Origin of the sequence: Pseudomonas sp. TWR3-1-1 (genome assembly GCF_049896545.1) — a bacterium.
Classification (GTDB): Bacteria; Pseudomonadota; Gammaproteobacteria; order Pseudomonadales; family Pseudomonadaceae; genus Aquipseudomonas; species Aquipseudomonas weihenstephanensis.
Window position 1 is genome coordinate 188,677 of sequence record NZ_JAFCUO010000005.1, and the last position, 18,910, is coordinate 207,586.

Consider the following 18,910-nt stretch of genomic DNA (forward strand, 5'->3'; position numbering starts at 1 on the left):
GCGATCACAACTCGGTGGCGTCGTCAGCGGGGTCCAGCGGGTCCAGTTCAGATGCCTGATATTCAAGCAGCTCTTCCTGATAGTCATCCATGTCGGCATCCTTGTGTGTCTGTGGTCGTGTTCGAGCCAGCATAAGGTGCCCGCATGAAGGAAAAATGACACCTTCGCGGGCTGACCCGGCGCTCAGAATTAAACGTAGCAGAACGTTTCGGATTTACCGCGCCTTTATTGCATCGGCATCGCTTCAAGGGTTGCTGGTGCCGTCACGGGCACCGGCGCTTGAGCGGGTTGGGACGTTTCAGGTGCCGGGGCATCAGGCGCCTGCGGTGCATCAGGCGCTGGCACTTGCGGTGTTACAGGCACCTCGATCGGGGTAATGGGCGCTGCTTCGGCTGGCGGCACCACCGGCTGTGAGCCGACCGGTTCGGCCATGACCGGTTCAACCAACGGTGTTGCGGCGGGAACCACAACCGGGGCGATAACGGCCGGAGCCACCGGTGCAAGCGCGCCCGGGACGTCATCCACCTTGGCTGGCACCGCGTCAGGCACCCCCAGGTCAGCCTTGGGTGTCTCTTCAATGTGCGCAGCCTGTTTCACATCTTTGGGCAAATACACTTCAACCAAGGAGAAGAAACGATCATAAAACTGCGCCGACGACACGGTTTCGCTGGCGACTTTGACCATCGAGTCATCGGTCGAGCCAATCGGCATCGACACCGACCCCAACACGCCCACCCCCAGGCTGGCCGAATTATTCACCTTCTTCAGCGCATAGCGGTCCTGCAAGGCGTTGGCAAACATGGTGGAGTGATGGCTGGCTGCGCCCTCATCGGCACAGACCACGCTAAAGCTGATTTCCAGATGGCTTTCACCGGTTTGTTGAAAGCTTTTGTGGCCACTGATCATTTTTGGATCGCGACTGCCGATGATGTAGCCCTGACTGAGCAAGGCACGGCGCGCCGCTTCGCACGCGGCTTTGTCGGCCACCGGGTAGTTGCGCGAGAACGTGCCGGAGTCATCGAAATTTTCATGCTCGTAAATCGCGGTTTTCTGCGTCGAGCAACCTGCGAGGCTTGTCAGCACAAAGGCGGCAAAAGCAGTACGCAGGGGGAATGACTTGAACATTGAACATCCTGAGGAGAACGGTGCGGGCGAATGCGCGCAGTTTGCTCGGATGAGTGACGCAGAACAAGTCGAAGATGAGCCGCCCGTGCGTGGCCTGCGCCAACGGCTACGCACCAGGCTCATGACTATTGAGCGGCCTTCTCGTTCGCGCTCAAGTCAGTGTTGCCATCCCAACCGCCGCCCAGCGCGGTAATCAGATTAACGCTGGCAATCAATCGGCTTTGTTGCAGGTTGAGTACGGTGCGCTCTGCACTCAACGCCGTGGCTTGCACCACGACCACGTCCAGATAGGCAATCAAGCCCGCCTTGTACTGGTTGCTGGTCAAGCGCAACGACTCACGCGCCGATTCCAGCGCCTGCTGCTGCACCACGGCCTCGTCTTCGAGCACCTTCAACTGCACCAGGTAGTTTTCAACTTCGCGAAAACCATCGAGCACGGTCTGCCGGTATTTGGCGACGGTCTGGTCATACAGCGCTTCATTGCGATCCACTTCGGCCGAACGCTGGCCACCATCAAACAGCGGCAAGGCGATTTTGGGCCCCACCGACCAAAAACGGTTCGGCACGCTGATCCAGTCTTCATAGGTACTGCTGCTGTAACCGCCGGACAGGCTCAAGCTGAAATCAGGGTAGTACGCCGCTTTGGCAACCCCGATGTTGGCGTTTGCCGCAATGATTGAGCGTTCCGCCGAAGCGATATCCGGGCGCCGCTCCAACAGCTGCGACGGCAAGCTCACAGGGATTTGTGGCAAGGCAGGCACCGCCTGGGTTTCGGCCAGCGTGAAACCTGCGGGCGGTTGCCCGGTGAGCACGGCGATGGCGTTTTCAAACTGGGCGCGCTGCCAGATCAGGTCGATCAGGTTGGCCTGGGTGTTGCGCAGCTGGGTTTGTGCCTGAGCCACGGCATCTTTGCCGGAGATGCCTGCGCGGTATTGGTTTTCGCTCATTTTCAGCGAACGCTCATAGGCCACGACGGTGTTTTGCAGCAGGCGTTTTTGTTGGTCGATCACACGCAATTGCAGGTAGTTTTGCACCAGTTCCGACTGTTGACTCAAACGCATGGCCGCCAGATCGGCCAGGCTGGCCTGGGCACTGGCTTCATTGGCTTCCAGGCCCCGGCGCAACTTGCCCCACACATCGGCCTCCCAGCTCACGCCGACCTGCGCGTTCAGGGTGTCCCGAATGCCACTGCTGGAACTGGTCAAACTGGAGTTGGAGCTGCCGGTGCCCTGGCTGGAACGGGTTTTACCCACGCTCAAGTCGGCACTCGGAAAGAAAGCTCCGCGCGCACTGCGCACCAGGGCCTGCGCCTGACGAAACTGGGCTTCGGACTGCGCAACGGTCTGGTTGGAGCGGTTGAGGGTCTGGACCAGGTCATTGAGCTGCGCGTCGCCATACAGCTCCCACCACGCACCCCGCGCCAAAGCGTCACTTGGGTTGGCTTGGCGCCAGCCCGCCGCTTCCTTGAACGCCACCGGTGTGGTGGTGTCAGGGCGCTGATAATCCGGGCCAATCGCGCAGGCGTTGAGCAACAGGGCGGACAGCAACAGTGCCAACAGGCGCGGGCCGCGGGCCAGCGCCCACGGTTGGGACGACAGAGCCGGTGCAAGGGTAAGCAAACGATGGGTCATAGCGCAGTTTCCAGAGCAGCATCAGTGCGCACGCCGCGCCATTTATTGAAACGATGGCGCGTGCGGTCGAGATAGAGGTAAACCACCGGGGTGGTGTAAAGGGTCAGGATCTGGCTGAAGATCAAACCGCCGATGATGGTCAGGCCCAGCGGTTGACGCATTTCGGCGCCCTCGGCGGTACTGAGCATCAGCGGCAGGGCGCCGAGAATGGCGGCCAGCGTGGTCATCAGAATCGGGCGCAAACGTTGCAAACAGGCGCTGCGGATCGACTCCAGCGGGTTCATGCCTGAGTGACGTTCGAGTTGCAGCGCCAGGTCGATCATCAGAATCGCGTTTTTCTTCACCACCCCGATCAGCAAGAACAAACCGAGCAGCGAGATCAGACTGAACTCTCCGCCCGTGAGGTAGATGCTCAACAACGCCCCGACCCCCGCCGACGGTAAGGTCGAAAGGATGGTTAAGGGATGAATGTAGCTTTCGTAGAGAATCCCCAGCACCAGGTACACCGCCACCAGCGCGCCAAGAATCATGAACGGCTGACTTTTTTGCGTGTCGGCAAACGCGTCGCCCGTCCCGGCCATTTTTGCAATCACTTCTTCGGGCAGCCCAAGCTTGGCAATCGCCCGTTCAATGGCCGCGGCGCCCTGCTCCAGCGTGACGCCGGGTGCCATGTCAAAGGCGATGGACTCTGACGCAAACTGACCTTCGTGCGAGACGCGATCGTTCTGCAAGCTGTTTTCATAGTGCGCAATCGCCGACAACGGGATGCGCTGGCCCTCGGCCGTAATCACCTGCACCTGATTCAGGGTTTCGGGGTCTTGAGCGTATTTGGGGTTGACCTCCATGACGACTTGATACTGGTTGAGGCTGTCGTAAATGGTAGAAATCTGGCGCTGACTGTAGGCGTTGTTGAGCACGGCAGTGACCATGTCCATGTCCACCCCCAGGCGCTTGGCCTGGTCGCGGTCGACCACCAGCGTGACTTGCTGCGCGCCACGGCCTTCGCGCGCATCAATGGCGGTCAACTCCGGCAGTGCCTTGAACGCGGCCACGACTTTGGGATACCAGGTGCGCAGTTCGGCAAGGTCGCCACTTTGCAGGATGTAGGAGTATTGCGAGCTGGTTTGATCACGTCCGCCGCCAAATTGCAGGTCCTGATCGGCCATCAGCATCAGGCGGCCGCCCGGCACCTTGGGCATGTTTTCACGCAAGCGTTCGATGACTTTTTGCGCCGACACCTTGCGCTCAGACACCGGCTTGAGGCGCACGATCATGAACGCATTGTTGGTGCCGCCGTTACCGCCAATAAAGCCCGCCACGCTTTCTACCGCAGGGTCTGCCAACACCGCCTTGCGAAAGATTTCCATCTTGGGCTGCATCACGCTGAACGACAGGCCATCGTCACCGCGTACAAAACCGATCAACTGCCCGGTGTCCTGCTGCGGCATAAACGTTTTAGGCACCACCACATACAACGCCACGTTGACGCCAATGGTCAGCAGCAGGCTCAACAGCGTCAGGCGCTTGTGCCGCAACACCCAATCCAGGCTGCGCGCATAGCCGCTGACCATGCGCTCGTTGAGGCGTATGCTCCAGCGCTGCATGGCGTTTTCAGTGCCCGGCACGTGAGGCTTGAGCCAGCGCGCGCAGAGCATCGGGGTCAGGGTCAAGGAGACCACCAGCGACACCACAATCGAGGCCGCCAGAGTAATGGAGAACTCGCGAAACAGGCTTTCGACAATCCCGCCCATAAACAGAATCGACAGGAACACCGCCACCAGCGAGACGTTCATCGAGAGCAAGGTAAAACCGACTTCCTTGGCCCCCAGGTACGCGGCTTTCATCGGCGCGATCCCGGCGTCGATATGGCGCGAGATGTTCTCCAGCACCACAATCGCATCGTCGACCACCAGTCCGGTGGCCAGGATCAGCGCCATCAGCGACAGGTTGTTCAGCGAAAAACCATACAGGTACATGATGGCAAAGGTGCCCACCAACGACACCGGCACCGCCAGCGTCGGGATCAGCGAGGCGCGAAAATTCCCCAAAAACAGAAACACCACCAAAATCACCAGCGCCACAGCAATCAGCAAGGTCATTTCGGCTTCGTGCAAGGTGGCTTTGATCACCGGTGAACGGTCCATCGCCACGTTCAGTTGCACACTGGCCGGCAACACCGCTTGCAGAGCTGGCAACTGCGCCTTGATCGCGTTCACGGTTTCAATGATGTTGGCCCCGGCCTGCCGGTTGACCACCAGCAACACCGCCGCATCATTGTTGAAAAAACCACTGTTGTAGCGGTCCTCAACGCTGTCTTTGACCGTGGCCACATGGCTGAGGCGCAACGCGGCGCCATCTTGGTAGCGGATAATCAGCGGTTCGTAATCTTTGGCCTTTTCCAGTTGATCGTTGGCCTGGATCTGCCAGTTATGTTCATCGTCGGACACCGCACCCTTGGGCCGGCGCACGTTCGCGTTGGCGATGGTGCGACGCACGTCATCCAGCGCGACGCCGTACTGGTTGAGCAGTTGCGGCTCCAACTCGATACGCACGGCAGGCAACGAACTGCCGCCAATCTGCACCTCTCCAACCCCCGGCACCTGCGACAAACTTTGCGACAGGATGGTCGAGGCCAAGTCGTACAACTGGCCCTTGGACAGCACTTGACTGGTCAGTGACAGCACCATGATGGGCGCTTGCGAGGGGTTGATTTTCTTGTAGGTCGGCATGCTTTTCATGCCGCTGGGCAGCAGGTTGCGCGAGGCGTTGATGGCCGCCTGCACTTCGCGCGCGGCACCGTTGATGTCGCGGTCCTGATCGAACTGCAAAATCACCCGGGTTGAACCCTGGCTTGAGTTGCTGCTCATGGTGTTGACCCCGGCAATCGCACCGAAGGCCCGCTCCAGCGGCGTGGCCACGGTCGACGCCATGACCTCGGGGCTGGCACCCGGCAAGTTGGCCGACACCACAATCACCGGAAAATCCATCTGCGGCAACGGCGACACCGGCAACAGGCCAAAACTCACCCCGCCCAGCAACATGATTGCCAGGCTCAGCAGCATAGTGGCGACCGGCCGCCGAATAAAAGGCCCGGACAGGTTCATACCGACGCCTGCTCAGGCTGGGCCACATCACCCCGCCAGCGGCGGCCGAGTCGGTCGAAATACAGGTAAATCACCGGGGTAGTGAACAGGGTCAGCACTTGGCTGACCAACAGACCGCCGACCATCACCAGGCCCAAAGGCTGACGCAGTTCGGCCCCGGAACCAGTGGCCAGCATCAACGGCACGGCACCAAACAGGGCCGCCAGCGTGGTCATCAGAATCGGTCGGAAGCGCAGCAGCGCCGCCTGGTAAATCGCCTGCTCGGGGGCCATGCCCTGATTGCGCTCAGCATCGAGGGCGAAGTCGATCATCATGATCGCGTTCTTTTTCACGATACCGATCAGCAGGATGATGCCGATGATGGCGATCATGCCCAGATCGTTGCCACTGAGGATCAGCGCCAACAAAGCCCCGACGGCCGCGGACGGTAAGGTCGAGAGGATGGTAATCGGGTGAATGTAGCTCTCGTACAACACGCCCAGCACGATGTACATGGTCACCACCGCTGCCAGAATCAGCAACAAGGTGCTCGACAGCGAGGCCTGAAACGCTTGCGCCGCACCCTGGAACTGGGTCTGCACACCGACCGGCATGCCGATGTCTTTGCGCACCTGATCGATCAATTCAACGGCTTGCCCCAGCGCCACGCCGGGCGCCAGGTTGAACGAGACCATCACCGAGGGGAATTGGCCGATGTGCGACACGGCCAGTTGCGCCTGGCGCTCTTCAATCCTGGCCAGGCTCGACAAGCGAACCTGCCCGCCGTCGGTGGTTTTGACGTGAATCTGGTCCAGCGCCTGCGGGCCGATTTTCTCGCCGTCCTGCGCCTGCAACACCACACGGTATTGGCTGGCCTGGGTGTAGATGGTCGAAATCTGCCGCTGCCCGAACGCGTCATACAGCGCATCCGTGATATTGGCCACCGAAACGCCCAGACGGGACGCAGCATCGCGATCAATCACCAGGTACACCTGCAAACCTTTGTCTTGCAGGTCGCTGGCGACGTCTTTGAGTTCAGGTTGATTGGCCAATGCGCTGACCAGCTTTTGGCTCCAGGTGCTGAGCAGCTCGGCATCCGGGGACGACAGGCTGAACTGGTATTGAGTGCGGCTCACACGGTCTTCGATGGTCAAGTCCTGTACCGGCTGCATGAACAGGCGAATACCCACCAATTTGTCGAGCTGCGGTTGCAACCGCGCAATCACCTCGGTCGCGGTTTCACTGCGCTCGCTGTGCGGCTTGAGGTTGATCAGCATGCGACCACTGTTAAGCGTCGCGTTGTCGCCATCGATGCCGATGTAGGACGACAGGCTCTCAACGTCCGGGTCTTGCAGAATGATTTTGCCCAACTCTTGCTGACGCTGGCTCATGGCGCTGAACGAGATGGACTGCGGCGCTTCAGAAATGCCTTGAATCACCCCGGTGTCCTGCACCGGAAAGAAGCCCTTGGGCACCACCAGGTACAGGAACACCGTGAGGGCCAAGGTGGCGATGGCGACCAGCAGGGTTAAAGGCTGATGCTTGAGTACCCAGCGCAACATGCGCCCGTATTCGGCAATCATCCAGTCAATACAGGCACCGCTGGCGCGGTAGAACCGACCTTGCTCGGCTTCTTTGGGCTCAGGCTTGAGCAGACGCGCGCACATCATCGGCGTCAGGGTCAGTGAGACCACCAGCGAGATCAGAATCGCCACCGCCAGGGTGATGGCGAACTCGCGGAACAAACGCCCGACCACGTCTGCCATAAACAGCAGCGGGATCAGCACGGCAATCAGTGACAGCGTCAACGAAATCAGGGTAAAGCCAATTTGTTTGGCGCCCTTGAGCGCCGCCTGCATCGGGCTGTCGCCCTCCTCGATATAGCGCGAGATGTTTTCCAGCATGACGATGGCGTCATCCACCACGAAGCCGGTGGCAATGGTGAGCGCCATCAAGGTCAGGTTGTTGATCGAGAAACCGGCCAGGTACATCACGCCAAACGTACCGACCAATGACAGCGGCACGGCAATCGAGGGAATGATCGTGGCACTGGCACGCCGAAGGAACAGGAACGTCACCATCACCACCAGCGCAATGGCAATCAGCAGTTCATGCTGCACATCGCGCACCGAGGCGCGGATGGTTTGCGTGCGGTCGGTCAGCACGGTCACATCGATACCGGCGGGCAGGTTGTCGGTGATGCTGGGCAGCAGCGCTTTGATGCGGTCCACCACCTCAATCACGTTGGCGCCCGGCTGACGCTGAATATTGAGCAGCACCGCCTGGTTCTCATTGGCCCACGCGGCGAGACGTTCGTTCTCGGCACCGTCGACTATTTCGGCCACATCCTTGAGGCGCAATGGCGCGCCATTGTTGTAGGCGAGAATCAGCTCGGCGTATTCCTGCGGGGTTTTAAGTTGATCGTTGGCATCGAGCATCGAGACCCGGGTCGGACCGTCAAAGTTACCCTTGGGCTGGTTGACGTTAGAGGCGCCGATCAAGGTGCGCACATCGGCCAGGTTCAAACCATTGGCCGCCAGCGCCTGCGGGTTGACCTTGATCCGCACCGCCTGGCGTTGCCCGCCCGCAATGCTGACCATGCCGACGCCGCTGATCTGTGCGATTTTCTGCGCCATGCGCGTGTCGACCAAGTCGTTGAGCTTGGGCAACGGCATGGTTTTGGAGCTGATGGCCAAGGTCAGTACCGGGGTGTCCGCCGGGTTGACCTTGTTGTACACCGGGGGTGCTGGCAGATCGCTCGGCAGCAAGTTGCTGGCAGCGTTGATCGCGGCCTGCACCTGTTGCTCGGCGACATCCATGTTGATGTCCAGATTGAAGCGCAAGGTCAACACCGACGCGCCGCCGGAACTGGTGGAGGCCATTTGCGTCAGCCCCGGCATTTGCCCGAACTGACGCTCCAGTGGCGCCGTTACGGCACTGGTCATGACGTCCGGGCTGGCACCGGGGTACAGCGTCATCACGCGGATGGTCGGGTAGTCCACCTGAGGCAGGGCCGATACCGGCAACAAGCGATAGGCGATGATCCCGGACAGCACGATGGCCAGCATGCACAGCGTGGTAGCGACCGGACGCAGGATAAACAGCCGCGACAGATTCATTCGTGGGCCTTGGTCTTGGCAGTGTCTGTAGCCTGCGCAGTACCGGCATCGGCATCGGCCCCGCCTTGCAGGTGCGAAGCAGGCGTGGCAGGCACTTGAGCGCTGTCATTGACCACTTCGACCGCCCCCCCGTCACGCAGACGGTCGGTGCCTTCGAGCACCACGCGATCACCTGCCGCCAGGCCCTCTTCAATGACGCTCACGTCACCGTCAGTGGCCCCCACTTTAATGTGGCGAATCTTGACTTTGTCGTCGCCCTCCAGCGCGTACACAAACGAGCCATCAGTGCCGAACTGAATGGCCGCCGACGGGGCCAGCACTACATCCTTCAGGGTGTCGGCCAGCAAGCGCACGCTGACAAACTGATTGGGGAACAGGACTTGATCACGGTTCTCGAACAGCGCCTTGAATTTCAGGGTGCCGGTGGTGATATCAATCTGGTTATCGATGCTGCTCAACACCCCGACCGCCAGCTCTTTACGATCGCCTCGATCCCACGCCTGCACCGGCAGTTTTGCGCCTGAGCGATAGCGGGCAAGCACCAGTGCCAGATCGGTTTCGGGCAAGGTAAAACTCACCACGATAGGCTCGGTCTGGGTGATGACCACCAAGGCTGTGGTGTCATTGGCCGCGACCAGGTTACCGACATCCAGTTGGCGCAGACCCACACGACCACTGATCGGGGCGCGAATCTTGGTGAATTCAAGGTTGAGCTTGGCGTCGTTGACCGCTGCCTGATTGGTTTTGACCGTGCCCTGATATTGGCTGACCAACGCTTCAGCGGTGTCCAGGGTTTGCTTGGCGATACTGTCTTCGGCGTACAGGCCGCGGTAGCGCTGCACATCGACCTGAGCGTTTTTCAATTGGGCCTGGTTCTGCAACAGCGTGCCTTCTGCTTGCAGCAATGCGTTCTGATAGCTGCGCGGGTCGATTTCAGCCAGCAACTCCCCCGCTTTGACCATCTGCCCTTCTTTGAAGTACACCTTGACCAACTCTCCCCCCACCCGACTGCGCACATTGATCGTGTTCAGCGCCGTCACGGTGCCCAGTGCCTTATAGAACACCGGGAAGTCCCCGCGCTTCACTTCAGAGACCCTGACCGGCACCGCCTGCGTGGAGCCGCCAAAACCTGGGCGCATCATCCCCGACTTACCGGTATGCCCGGCAGGCTGGGCCGCCTGCTGGTTTTTCGAGGCTGAAGGCCACAGCCACCAGCACAGGCCAATGACAATCAACAGGAGCAAAAGGCCAACCAGCCAGCGACGGGATTTGTGTGAAACAGAGGATTGCATGGAGTGATCAACCATTAGGCACGAGGGCTTGAATTCGAGAAGGCTGAACGATAAGCAGTGTGAGCCGTTAAGAAAAGGCTCTTTACCGGGTATTTACGTTAACGGGGTGTCTGGAGCGGGTTTAAGGGCTAAATAAGCCCAAGACGTGTAGCCACTGTCGAGTGGCGAGGCTGCGATCAAGCGCTAAGCAGACGTAAATCCTGAGCGCGTGATGGGTCGAAAACACCGGACACAAGGGTTTTACGACGGCTGGGTTGTCTCGCGTCGCCGGTCGGCGCATGCGAAAAAAAACGGCCCGGCAATCAATGCCGGGCCGTTTTAGGTGAAGCGCCGAGGCTTACTTCAAAACAGCCAATACGGCTTCGTAGTTCGGCTCTTCAGCGATCTCTTTAACCAGCTCGCTGTGCAGCACGTTGTCGTTTTCATCCAGCACCACAACAGCGCGAGCTGTCAGGCCTTTCAACGGACCGTCAGCAATGGCCACGCCGTAGTTTTGGATGAACTCTGCACCACGCAGGGTGGACAGGTTTTTAACGTTTTCCAGACCTTCAGCGCCGCAGAAACGCGCTTGAGCGAATGGCAGGTCGGCCGAGATGCACAGCACAACGGTATTGGCCAGGTTGCTGGCCTGCTCGTTGAACTTACGCACCGACGTCGCGCACGTCGGGGTATCAACGCTTGGAAAAATGTTCAGCACTTTGCGTTTACCGGCAAAGCTGGCCAACGTTACATCGGACAAATCACCCGCAACCAACGAGAACGCAGGTGCCTTGGCGCCTACTGCTGGCAGGTTGCCGTTGACTTGTACAGGGTTGCCTTGAAGCGTCACTTGAGCCATGAACAATGTCCTTCTTAACAGTTTTTGAAGAGGCCGAAGTTAAACATGAAAACATTCTGCTGACCTATGCCCTACCTGCAAAATGTCATGCTGAACCTCACATTAAGACGATTCTTAACATTATTCAGACAAATTCCTACACGCACACTCCTATAGCTCCGCACTTTTTCTGAATACAGTTACGCAAAAAACTTACAACCCCTTGCTACTGGCGTTATGGCGCGGGGGCGAGCGTACCTCGCCCCTGTAAAGGGTGGATGGTGCAACGCTTTACTGCTTCAGTTTCAAATACGACTGATGCAGGTCGGAGGCCCAGCCATCGATCACATTCTTCACATCATCGGCCTTCATGACCTGGCTGTCGTTTTCCAGCGGTTTGCCCGTGCCTTTGCGCACCACTTGCGCCACCACATCCTGGGTTCTGCCGTCGATAAACACGGCCTCTGTTGCCAAGTCGGTTTCCTGATCACGAATACCCGAAGCGGTGCTCACGGCGGCCGCCACCAACGCCACCGGGATCAACTCGTACGGCTTGAGACTTTCAGTCTTGCTGCTGACCGCCGTGATTGCCGGGCGAACCACTATCACGCCTGGCCCCGGTGCGCTGGCCAAGGGTAACGATTTGCTCAGCTCACGCTTGAGTGCCTGATCGTAGTAATGGGTGATGGCCGTGAGGGTGCTTTGCGGAATTTTTGCGGTGGGTTGTGGCGCTGGATAGAACTGGCTGGGTTCGATATAGACGCTGGTGAACTGGTTAACGTTGAGCTTGGGGTCAACCCAGCGCATGACATCAGCGCCAGAGGGCGATTTTGCTTCTTTGAGACGGCTGTAGTCCTTCAAAAAACCGGAGTATTCATCCGGTTGCGGAACATTGCTTGAACAACCGCCCAGCCCAAGCGAGGCGAGGCATAGCGCACCGATCATTAAGCCCAACTTCATGATGAAACTCCTGTAGAAAGCGCAACCGCATGCACACGGTGTTTAAGGTATAGACAAGCCTTGAGCAATCGTCACTGATTCGCCGTGCATTGCGTAGCAGGTGTGATCCAGCGCCCATTTATCACGCGCACGCTGTGAACCTGCGTCAATACGGCGCAGAGTATTCAAAAAATCAGTAAATATCCAAAAAAGCAGATCAGATAGCGATTTAAAGCCTTAAAACAGCCTTTATATCTGATCCGTATTATTTATGTTTTTCTGGATCTGTTTTGTTATGCGCAGGGTTTCTAAAGTTCAACCTGCGCCAGACCACGAGGTCTGGCAGGACTTTGAACCGTGGAAGACTTGAGCATGAGCACAGCACTAAACGGGCAGGCCTATAACTATAAGGTCGTGCGCCAATTCACCATCATGACGGTGGTGTGGGGCGTTATCGGCATGGCCATGGGGGTCTGGATTGCCTCTCAACTGGCTTGGCCCGCCATGAACCTCGACCTGCCCTGGACCACATTCGGCCGTTTACGGCCGCTGCACACCAGCCTGGTGATTTTCGGTTTTGCCGGCAGCGCACAGTTTGCCGCCAGCTACTACGCCGTGCAGCGCACCTGCCAGGTGCGGCTGTTCTCCGACAAACTGGCCGCGTTTACGTTTTGGGGCTGGCAATCGGTGATTGTGATCATGTTGGTCACCCTGCCACTGGGCTACACCACCACCAAGGAGTACGCCGAAATCGAGTTCACCGGCGCGGTGTGGTTAACCGTGGTGTGGGTGGCCTACGCCATCGTATTTTTTACCACCGTGGTCAAACGCAAGACCAAGCATATCTATGTCGGCAACTGGTTCTTCGGTGCCTTCATTCTGGTCATTGCCATGCTGCACGTGGTCAACCACTTGTCGATTCCAGTGGACTGGTTCAAGTCATACCCGGTGTACGCGGGCGCGACGGATGCCATGGTGCAGTGGTGGTACGGGCACAACGCCGTGGGCTTCTTCCTGACTACAGGCTTCCTGGGGATGATGTACTACTTCGTGCCCAAACAAGTCGGCCGCCCGATTTACTCCTATCGCTTGTCCATCGTGCATTTCTGGGCCTTGATTACCCTCTACATCTGGGCCGGCCCGCACCACCTGCACTACACCGCCCTGCCTGACTGGGCGCAATCGCTGGGCATGGCCATGTCGATCATTCTGCTGGCCCCCAGCTGGGGCGGCATGATCAACGGCATGATGACCTTGTCGGGCGCCTGGCATAAGTTGCGCACCGACCCGATCCTGCGCTTTCTGGTGCTGTCACTGGCGTTCTACGGCATGTCGACCTTTGAAGGCCCGATGATGGCCATCAAAACGGTGAATGCCTTGTCCCACTACACCGACTGGACCATCGGCCACGTGCATGCCGGGGCCTTGGGCTGGGTGGCGATGATCACCTTTGGCGCGGTGTATCACATGATTCCCAAACTGTATGGCCGCGAGCAGATGTACAGCGTGGCGCTGATTAACCTGCATTTCTGGCTGGCCACCATTGGCACCGTGCTGTACATCGCCTCGATGTGGGTCAACGGCATCACCCAGGGCCTGATGTGGCGCGCCATCAACGATGACGGCACGTTGACCTACTCGTTTGTGGAATCGTTGCAAGCCAGCCACCCGGGCTTCGTGGTGCGACTGGTGGGAGGCGTGTTCTTCCTCACCGGCATGCTGCTGATGTCCTACAACGTGTGGCGCACTGTGCGCGTTCCTGACTTCAAAAAAGCCGAGTTGTCAGCGCAAATCGCCTGACCCACACACCGCGCAAACCCTACGGTTTGCGCGGTGCTTAATAAGGAGTTTCAGAGATGATTGATATCGCCTTGAACATGGCGGCCGTGACCAGCCTCTATTTCGCGATCAGTTGGTGTTTGAAGCATCAAACCGAGCGCGACATCGATGAAGCCAGCCTCATCCCCTTCGCGGACGACCCGCAAGTGGCACGCCGGGTTGAAGAGGCCACGGGCAAAACCATCAATGCCGTACAGATGAGCGAAGAGCCTGTGCGCACATCGGGTCAGGGCACGCTGAAGTTCTAAAAAGCCTGTTCGAAAGGGATCTAATGGCGCGTGCGCGCACACACTGGTTGCATAACCCACGTCTTGAGCGGCATGCTGCCAGACCTGATGTTTAGCGAACTTTTGATCGACGACGCACTCAATCTTCACAGCCATTAATACTTTTCGGACAGAGCACGCTCATGACTTCCAAGCTGGAACAACTCAAGCAGTTCACCACCGTGGTCGCAGACACCGGCGACCTCGACGCGATTACCCGTCTTAAACCCGTAGACGCCACCACCAACCCTTCTCTGCTGCTCAAGGCTGCGGCCATGCCCGGCTATGCCGAGCTGCTGCAAAGTGCCATCAGCCACGCCAAGGGTGATGTCGGCCTGGCCTGCGACCACTTCGCGGTGTCTGTGGGTAGCGGTATCTTGAACGTGATTCCGGGCCGTATTTCGACAGAAGTCGATGCACGCCTGTCGTTTGATGAACCTGCCCTGCTGCAAAAAGCCAATCAACTGATCGAGCTGTACGACAAAGCCGGTGTAGGCCGCGATCGCGTGCTGATCAAACTGGCCTCGACCTGGGAAGGTATCCGCGCAGCTGAAAAGCTGGAAAAAGCCGGAATTCAAACCAACCTGACCCTGCTGTTCTCGTTTGCCCAAGCGGCCGCCTGCGCTGACGCCGGGGTGTTTTTGATCTCCCCGTTTGTAGGCCGGATCTACGACTGGTACAAAAAATCCACCGGGATTGACTACACCGGCTCCGATGATCCGGGCGTGCAGTCCGTGACCCGCATCTACAACTACTACAAAGCCAATGACTACAACACCGTGGTCATGGGCGCGAGCTTTCGCAACCTCAACCAGATCGAGCAGTTGGCCGGTTGCGACCGCCTGACCATCAGCCCTGACCTGATCGAAAAACTGGCGCAAGAGCAAGGCACGCTGGCGCGCAAACTGAGCCCCGGCAATGGCGGCGAGCCGCGCCTGATCCTCAACGAAGCGCAGTTCCGTTGGGCCTCCAACGAAGACGCGATGGCCACTGAAAAACTGGCAGAAGGCATCCGTCAGTTCGCCCGTGACCAAGAGAAGCTGGAAGCGCTGTTGTCGGGTAAATAACCCGCAACGCCCACAGGCTGCGGCGGCATGTGATGCAGCCGTTGCCGAAGGCGACGTTCGATTGCGAAGCGCTCGCAACCCCGTGACGCAGTGCCTGTGAGGCACCGCGTCAAGGAATTAGCGAGCGCTTCGCGTCAACGGCTACACGTATTACAGGCGCAATAGTGGGCCGGTAACAGGGCTTCTACTGGTTTATCGTGCCGATATAGCGCTGCACCCCCTCCTCTAGCGTCAGCATTGGCTCGCGATACCCCGCTTCACGCAGTTGAGTGAGATCGGCACAGGTGTACACCTGGTATTTGCCCTTCAAACTGTCGGGAAATTCGCAGTAGCGCAGCACTCCTTCGAGCAACGCAGTTTCCAGGGTCAAAGGGGGCCGATCCTCAGCCGCACGCAGGCTGTTAATCGTTGCCAAGGCCAGATCATTGAACGAGCGCGCGCGCCCTGTGCCCACATTGAAAATACCGCCGGTGTGCGGATGGTCCAGCCAGTGCAGATTGACCTTGACCACATCCTGCACCGACACAAAGTCACGCAAATGACCACCCGCCGGGTAGTTGCCGTATTCGCCAAACAACTCAACAAACCCGCGCTCGCGATACTGGTTAACGCAGTGCCACACCATCGACGCCATGCGCCCTTTGTGCTGTTCGCGCGGGCCGTACACGTTGAAGTAGCGCAAACCGACAATCTGACTGCGCGCCCTGGGCAGTAGCTGCCGTACCTTTTGGTCAAACAGGCTCTTGGACCAACCGTACACATTGAGCGCGCGTTCACACTCACGCACTTCGCGAAAGTCCGTACCAGAGCCATACACCGCCGCCGACGAGGCATACACCAACGGGACGGACTGATCCTGACAGGCTTGCAACAGGTCACAGCTGTAACGGTAGTTGTTGTCCATCATCAAGCGACCGTCATGCTCAACCGTGCTGGAGCACGCGCCCTGATGCAGCACCGCGCGCACGTCACCGAGCTGGCGATCGGCAAAGCGTTGCACAAAGTCACGTTTGTCGAAGTAATGCGCGATGTCACAGTCCGCCAGGTTGCGGAACTTGTCGCCATCGGTCAGATCATCCACCGCGATGATGTCGCGCTCACCGCGCAGATTGAGGGCTTTTACCAGGTTGCTGCCGATAAACCCGGCCGCACCGGTCACGATGATGCTCATCCAGGACCTCCTGCTGCTGCATGGAAGGTTTAAGCCTATGCCTGTGTGCGGGCGCACTCTTGATGCGGATCAATGCTCTTTGACGCTGGCAAACGCTGAAATGACGCACGGCACGTTGACCGCGCTGCCACAGTTCAAGGCAAGTATGGATGGCGAAGGGAGGGGATTGCGGGGGTTCACAGGCGGTCGCCGCACAGTCAGGCGACGACCGCTACAGGGATCAAGGAATCAGCGAGTAAACCAGCGACGAAATCGCGATCAGCCCCACCAGCGTCACGAAGACGTTGGAAATTTTGCCCGAATACTTGCGCATGGACGGCACCCGGCGGATGGCGTACATCGGCATCAGGAACAGGATGGCCGCAATCACCGGGCCGCCGAGGGTCTCGATCATCACCAGAATGCTTGGGTTCAGCGTCGCAACCGCCCAGCACACGATCAGCATGAACGCGGCGGTCATGCGGTCCAGGGTTTTGGCTGCCGGACGCTTGCCGGTTTTGAGTACCAGGCCTTTAAGCCCTTCGCTGGCACCGATGTAATGACCCAGGAACGATTTGGCAATCGCGACAAAGGCAATCAGCGGCGCAGCAAACGCAATGGTCGGGTTACTGAAGTGGTTGGCCAGGTAGGACAGGATCGACAGGTTCTGAGCCTTGGCTTCGGCCAGCTGTGCAGGCGACAGGGTCAGCACGCAACTAAACACAAAGAACAGCACCATCGCCACCATCAGCAGGTGGGCGCGGGACAGGATCTGTGAGCTGCGCTCGTCGGCATTTTCACCGTAGCGGCGCTTTTGATCGACAGCAAAGGCCGAGATGATCGGCGAATGGTTAAACGAAAACACCATCACCGGAATCGCCAGCCACAGCGTGTGCAGGAACGTCGAAGGCTCTGGCAACGTGCTGGCCGTGCTCAGAATGCCGCCGTTCCAGTGCGGAATGAGAAACACCGCCAAAAACAGCAACGCCACGATAAACGGGTAGACCATCATGCTCATGGCCTTGACGATCACTTGCTCGCCGCAGCGCACCACAATCAACAGGCCGAGGATCAATACCAGCGACAACAGTGCCCGTGGCGGGGGCGTGATCGACAGTTGGTTGAGCATGAAACTGCTCACCGTATTGGTCAGCGCCACGCTGTAAATGAGCAGGATGGGAAAGATGGCCAGAAAGTACAGCAGCGTAATGACTGCGCCAGCCTTGAGGCCGAAGTGTTCTTCTACTACGTCCGTGATGTCAGAACCCTCACGCCCGGAGAGCACGAAGCGGGTCAGGCCACGGTGCGCATAAAAGGTCATGGGGAACGCCAACAGCGCCAGAATCAATAGCGGCCAAAAGCCGCCAAGCCCGGCGTTGATCGGCAAAAACAAAGTGCCTGCGCCAATGGCTGTGCCAAACAGGCCCAGCATCCAGGTGGTGTCTTGGCGGTTCCAGCGAGTGAGTGTCGCGGGTGTCTCGTCGAAACGTTCGTCGACGCTATTAGCCTGGTCATTCATCCGGTCGAATCTCCGCTAGCCGGTCGTTACCACGCGGCCGGGGCGGACAAAACACACCTTACAGACAACGCCCCAGCCATAAGAAGGGCGCGATTGTCCGGGATTAGACATAAGAAGCAAAGGTTTAGCTGAGCAAAGGTGAAAAACATCTGGCAGAGCAAAGCAATATATGGACACCTATTGATACAATCTGACAGTCAAAAAACGCCCATAAGGCCCGCTCCCCATGACTGTTTCACCGCGCTGTAGTGCATTGATCGGACTCCTCTGTACATTCGGGTTAACTCCGGCTTGGGCTGATTCGACCCAAATCACCTGGCCCGGGGGCTGGGAGGTACAAGCCGTACCGCCTGCACCAGACGACAATGGCCAGCGCCAGCGCGCGGTGAAAAATGACGCCAACGGTGACCCTTTGATGGTCATGGAGCTGACCCAGACCACCTTGGCACCCGAGCATCAGGTCAACATGGACGCTGTGCTGCTGCAAATGCGTAAAACCTTGCAGCAAAACTTCGCCAAAGGCGGCTATCAGAGCGCGTGCAATAAAATCCACGCCAGCACGCTGGGCGGCCTGGATGCGCTGGAGACCACCTGCAAAATCACGCAGAACGGCAATCATCTGATGACCCAGACCCTGGTGGCCGCCACCCGTGGCAGCCACGCTTATGCGCTGTCCTACGCAGGCCCGGCGGACGGTTACAAAGCCGTTGAGCCTGAAGTTCAGGGCATTCGAGCCAGTTTGCGTTTCGCGCCCTGAGCCTCAGTAAACCGTCGACCATGGGCCAAAGCGCTCAGGCATATCGCGCCAGGCGGCGCCAGAACAGAGTCCCCAAGGGACGCCGTTGATCATCAAGCGATCATCTGTTTGTGGGCGCCCGCGACGGCGTGATTCATAGCAGATGTCTGCAACCAAATCCCAGACTGCGTCGGGGAGTTCGTACCGTTTGCCCATCGTGGGCTACTGCCTTTGATGGTCGCGGACTTTACTGAATTTCAATGCCCGTGGCATTCAAATGGGTTTCAGCTGGTTTCGTACAGAGCCTAAAGTCAAACACCCCAAGAG

Annotated in this window: 14 protein-coding genes and 1 pseudogene; 4 read left to right on the plus strand and 11 right to left on the minus strand. The window is 58.6% G+C overall.

The window, feature by feature from the left end:
* Positions 1–4 precede the first annotated feature (4 nt).
* The 8 genes from ACP7A4_RS13545 to ACP7A4_RS13580 form a co-directional block, all read right to left on the minus strand.
* On the minus strand, positions 5–133 hold the full coding sequence (locus ACP7A4_RS13545) for a hypothetical protein (RefSeq protein ID WP_256209838.1): 129 nt from the start codon (positions 131–133) through the stop codon (positions 5–7).
* Positions 134–225: 92 nt separating this feature from the next.
* Positions 226–1,125, minus strand: coding sequence for a DUF2242 domain-containing protein (locus tag ACP7A4_RS13550; protein ID WP_426247371.1), 900 nt, complete (start codon positions 1,123–1,125; stop codon positions 226–228).
* 125 nt (positions 1,126–1,250) lie between these two features.
* The gene (locus tag ACP7A4_RS13555) at positions 1,251–2,756 is read right to left on the minus strand and encodes an efflux transporter outer membrane subunit (RefSeq protein ID WP_426247373.1); all 1,506 of its coding nucleotides are present in this window, start codon (positions 2,754–2,756) and stop codon (positions 1,251–1,253) included.
* Positions 2,753–5,860 (minus strand): efflux RND transporter permease subunit, encoded by a 3,108-nt coding sequence (locus ACP7A4_RS13560; RefSeq protein WP_426247375.1) that lies wholly within the window; start codon positions 5,858–5,860, stop codon positions 2,753–2,755. The genes ACP7A4_RS13555 and ACP7A4_RS13560 overlap by 4 nt, the downstream gene beginning before the upstream one ends.
* On the minus strand, positions 5,857–8,958 hold the full coding sequence (locus tag ACP7A4_RS13565) for an MdtB/MuxB family multidrug efflux RND transporter permease subunit (RefSeq protein WP_059763321.1): 3,102 nt from the start codon (positions 8,956–8,958) through the stop codon (positions 5,857–5,859). The genes ACP7A4_RS13560 and ACP7A4_RS13565 overlap by 4 nt, the downstream gene beginning before the upstream one ends.
* Positions 8,955–10,265, minus strand: coding sequence for an MdtA/MuxA family multidrug efflux RND transporter periplasmic adaptor subunit (locus tag ACP7A4_RS13570; protein ID WP_059763322.1), 1,311 nt, complete (start codon positions 10,263–10,265; stop codon positions 8,955–8,957). The genes ACP7A4_RS13565 and ACP7A4_RS13570 overlap by 4 nt, the downstream gene beginning before the upstream one ends.
* A gap of 322 nt (positions 10,266–10,587) precedes the next feature.
* Complete coding sequence (tpx, locus tag ACP7A4_RS13575) at positions 10,588–11,088, minus strand: thiol peroxidase (RefSeq protein ID WP_059763323.1); 501 nt, start codon at positions 11,086–11,088, stop codon at positions 10,588–10,590.
* Positions 11,089–11,358: 270 nt separating this feature from the next.
* Positions 11,359–12,027, minus strand: coding sequence for a DUF3313 domain-containing protein (locus ACP7A4_RS13580; RefSeq protein ID WP_203302545.1), 669 nt, complete (start codon positions 12,025–12,027; stop codon positions 11,359–11,361).
* A 351-nt stretch (positions 12,028–12,378) separates the two neighbouring features.
* On the opposite strand from ACP7A4_RS13580, the gene ccoN reads away from it, so the two are divergent.
* The 3 genes from ccoN (at position 12,379) to tal (ending at position 15,178) form a co-directional block, all read left to right on the plus strand.
* On the plus strand, positions 12,379–13,806 hold the full coding sequence (gene ccoN, locus ACP7A4_RS13585; RefSeq protein WP_059763394.1) for a cytochrome-c oxidase, cbb3-type subunit I: 1,428 nt from the start codon (positions 12,379–12,381) through the stop codon (positions 13,804–13,806).
* Positions 13,807–13,862: 56 nt separating this feature from the next.
* On the plus strand, positions 13,863–14,093 hold the full coding sequence (locus tag ACP7A4_RS13590; RefSeq protein WP_048365011.1) for a hypothetical protein: 231 nt from the start codon (positions 13,863–13,865) through the stop codon (positions 14,091–14,093).
* A 161-nt stretch (positions 14,094–14,254) separates the two neighbouring features.
* Positions 14,255–15,178 carry a transaldolase gene (gene tal / locus ACP7A4_RS13595; RefSeq protein ID WP_048401839.1) on the plus strand — a complete coding sequence of 308 codons (924 nt, stop codon included), beginning with the start codon at positions 14,255–14,257 and terminating at the stop codon, positions 15,176–15,178.
* Positions 15,179–15,362: 184 nt separating this feature from the next.
* On the opposite strand, the gene rfaD is transcribed toward tal, so the two are convergent.
* Together rfaD and ACP7A4_RS13605 are read right to left on the minus strand one after the other, a co-directional pair.
* Positions 15,363–16,349, minus strand: a complete 987-nt coding sequence (rfaD, locus tag ACP7A4_RS13600) for an ADP-glyceromanno-heptose 6-epimerase (RefSeq protein WP_426247379.1) — start codon at positions 16,347–16,349, stop codon at positions 15,363–15,365.
* Between the two features lie 220 nt (positions 16,350–16,569).
* Positions 16,570–17,847: a serine/threonine transporter gene (locus ACP7A4_RS13605; protein ID WP_059763327.1), complete on the minus strand. Its 1,278-nt coding sequence runs from the start codon at positions 17,845–17,847 to the stop codon at positions 16,570–16,572.
* 226 nt (positions 17,848–18,073) lie between these two features.
* On the opposite strand from ACP7A4_RS13605, the gene ACP7A4_RS13610 reads away from it, so the two are divergent.
* The gene (locus tag ACP7A4_RS13610; RefSeq protein ID WP_059763328.1) at positions 18,074–18,604 is read left to right on the plus strand and encodes a DUF4946 domain-containing protein; all 531 of its coding nucleotides are present in this window, start codon (positions 18,074–18,076) and stop codon (positions 18,602–18,604) included.
* A gap of 6 nt (positions 18,605–18,610) precedes the next feature.
* Here ACP7A4_RS13610 and ACP7A4_RS13615 read toward each other — a convergent pair.
* Positions 18,611–18,799: pseudogene (locus ACP7A4_RS13615) on the minus strand (transposase); the annotation flags it as partial.
* Positions 18,800–18,910: the final 111 nt, after the last annotated feature.

Excerpts from the sequence above, each read along its gene's own strand:
- ACP7A4_RS13550 (WP_426247371.1), bottom strand. The coding sequence starts at position 1,125 with ATGTTCAAGTCATTCCCCCTGCGTACTGCTTTTGCCGCCTTTGTGCTG.
- ACP7A4_RS13580 (WP_203302545.1), bottom strand. The coding sequence starts at position 12,027 with ATGAAGTTGGGCTTAATGATCGGTGCGCTATGCCTCGCCTCGCTTGGG.
- ACP7A4_RS13555 (WP_426247373.1), bottom strand. The coding sequence starts at position 2,756 with ATGACCCATCGTTTGCTTACCCTTGCACCGGCTCTGTCGTCCCAACCG.
- rfaD (WP_426247379.1), bottom strand. The coding sequence starts at position 16,349 with ATGAGCATCATCGTGACCGGTGCGGCCGGGTTTATCGGCAGCAACCTG.
- ACP7A4_RS13605 (WP_059763327.1), bottom strand. The coding sequence starts at position 17,847 with ATGAATGACCAGGCTAATAGCGTCGACGAACGTTTCGACGAGACACCC.
- ACP7A4_RS13570 (WP_059763322.1), bottom strand. The coding sequence starts at position 10,265 with ATGGTTGATCACTCCATGCAATCCTCTGTTTCACACAAATCCCGTCGC.
- ACP7A4_RS13610 (WP_059763328.1), top strand. The coding sequence starts at position 18,074 with ATGACTGTTTCACCGCGCTGTAGTGCATTGATCGGACTCCTCTGTACA.
- tpx (WP_059763323.1), bottom strand. The coding sequence starts at position 11,088 with ATGGCTCAAGTGACGCTTCAAGGCAACCCTGTACAAGTCAACGGCAAC.
- ACP7A4_RS13590 (WP_048365011.1), top strand. The coding sequence starts at position 13,863 with ATGATTGATATCGCCTTGAACATGGCGGCCGTGACCAGCCTCTATTTC.
- ACP7A4_RS13565 (WP_059763321.1), bottom strand. The coding sequence starts at position 8,958 with ATGAATCTGTCGCGGCTGTTTATCCTGCGTCCGGTCGCTACCACGCTG.
- tal (WP_048401839.1), top strand. The coding sequence starts at position 14,255 with ATGACTTCCAAGCTGGAACAACTCAAGCAGTTCACCACCGTGGTCGCA.
- ccoN (WP_059763394.1), top strand. The coding sequence starts at position 12,379 with ATGAGCACAGCACTAAACGGGCAGGCCTATAACTATAAGGTCGTGCGC.
- ACP7A4_RS13560 (WP_426247375.1), bottom strand. The coding sequence starts at position 5,860 with ATGAACCTGTCCGGGCCTTTTATTCGGCGGCCGGTCGCCACTATGCTG.
- ACP7A4_RS13545 (WP_256209838.1), bottom strand. The coding sequence starts at position 133 with ATGCTGGCTCGAACACGACCACAGACACACAAGGATGCCGACATGGAT.